This is a genomic window from Novosphingobium clariflavum (genome assembly GCF_026420865.1).
In the GTDB taxonomy this organism is placed as follows: Bacteria; Pseudomonadota; Alphaproteobacteria; order Sphingomonadales; family Sphingomonadaceae; genus Novosphingobium; species Novosphingobium clariflavum.
Map to the genome: position 1 here is coordinate 1 of NZ_JAPCWC010000081.1, position 1,355 is coordinate 1,355.

At 62.4% G+C, this 1,355-nt stretch carries 1 protein-coding gene; it reads right to left on the reverse strand.

Features of this window, described 5'->3' with window-relative positions:
• Nucleotides 1-143: 143 nt before the first annotated feature.
• Nucleotides 144-1,271: an IS5 family transposase gene (locus tag OKA11_RS24315; RefSeq protein WP_267225191.1), complete on the reverse strand. Its 1,128-nt coding sequence runs from the start codon at nucleotides 1,269-1,271 to the stop codon at nucleotides 144-146.
• Nucleotides 1,272-1,355 lie beyond the last annotated feature (84 nt).

A 1,355-nucleotide genomic window follows, 5' to 3' on the forward strand; every position in this document is an offset into this window, starting at 1 on the left:
TCTAACAGGCTGCGGAAAAAGGCGCCGCAGTGGTCACCGTCGATCTGCGTTCGAAGGAGGGGGACTGGTCTGTCGCTCGTTTCAGGGTGAAATTCGGAGATACCGACCACGTTGGCGCGGTCGTGGTGACGTGAGCGACACGATTAGGCCGCGGCCAGAAGTTTTGGCAGTCTGATGAGGTTGTAGGCGGCAGCGGTGAGCGTAAAGGACCATCCGACGCGGTCCTGGCCTCGATGGCGGGTCTTTCGCATGGTGCCGCAGGTCTTCGTCCATCCGAACACCTCCTCGATCCGCTTGCGGATTTTCTGGGAGAGGCCGTAGCCGGGATGGCGTGTCGTGCGCCTGTCGATGGCGGAGCGCCGGTTGGTGTTGTTCTGGGCTACGTGCGGGGTGACCTCCATCTCGCGCAGCGCCGCGACGAAGGCGGCGGTGTCGTAGTTCTTGTCCGCGCCCAGTGTAATCCGGTGGCGTCCTTCCATGCGGCCCAACATGGTCAGCGCGGCCTCGCGTTCGGCGGTGCCGGTGGCGTGGGTGAGGATCGCATCGACGACGAGGCCGTTGCGGTTCTCCATCAGGACATGGCCCATGTGGCACAGCTTCGCTGCCTGGCCGCGCGCCTTCTTGAATAGTCGGGCATCAGGATCTGTGGTCGATGCATGGGTTGCATTGCTGCGCTTCTCGCCGCGAAAATCGCGTTCGGCATTACGGTCGGTCGGCGCTGTTGCCTGCTCGCTGCGGCTGGAAGCCAACCCGGCGTCATCGTCATCTCCGGGGCCGCCTTCATCCTTGGGTCTGAAGCTTTTCGCGCTTGCCCACGCTTCGATCAACGTGCCGTCCACCGAGAAATGATCGTCCGAAAGAAGAGCCTGCACGCGTGGCTGGTTGATGATGGCCGACAGGAGCTTGGCGGCAACGTCCCCGGACAGCAGCCTCTCGCGGTTCTTGGTGAAGACCGTGACATCCCAGATCGGCGCATCCATCGCCAGGCCGACGAACCAGCGAAAGAGCAGGTTGTAGTCCATCTGCTCCATCAACTGGCGTTCCGAGCGGATCGAATAGAAGGCCTGCAGGAGCAAGGCCCGAAGAAGTTTCTCGGGTGGGATCGACGGCCTCCCGATACGAGAATACAGGCCGTCGAAGTCCGCGGACAGCACTTCGAGCGCTTCATCGACAATCGCCCGGATCGCGCGAAGAGCATGGTTCGCCGGCACCCGAGCCTCGCAACTCACGTACGAGAACAGCCCCTCGCTCCGTTCATCACCGCCGCGCATCCCGATCCCTTCAACATCCCTCGACGGGATCCTGGAATCAGCAATGCCACATCAAGGCAAGCGCCTTTTTCCGCAGCCTGCTAA

Bases quoted from the DNA above. Each gene is read 5' to 3' on its own strand.
- OKA11_RS24315 (WP_267225191.1), bottom strand. From the start codon at position 1,271: ATGCGCGGCGGTGATGAACGGAGCGAGGGGCTGTTCTCGTACGTGAGT.